General features: G+C 64.1%; 1 protein-coding gene. It reads left to right on the top strand.

The window, feature by feature from the left end; translation table 11 throughout:
- On the top strand, nucleotides 1-237 hold a 237-nt coding region (locus AC0L3B_RS40300; RefSeq protein ID WP_473383646.1), incomplete at both ends, for a hypothetical protein.

The raw sequence follows: 237 nt of genomic DNA on the forward strand, positions 1-237 counted from the left end.
GTCATACCCACCACCGGCGTGATGACCGCCAAGGCAGACGGCGAATACAAAACCTTTTCACTCACCGACGATTCAGGCTGGGGCCAAGTATCGGGGCCCCTCTTGGCCGCGGGCAAAGTCATCGCCCCCGTGGCCGGCCAGAAGCTGCGAGGTCGCTTTGATACGCCAGGGCCTGCGGAGCTCCGAGGTAAAACGTCGCTGCGGCTTGTCGCTGTTGCACAAGGGCCTGGGCCGAGC

Source organism: Bradyrhizobium sp. Kon56 (assembly GCF_055807635.1).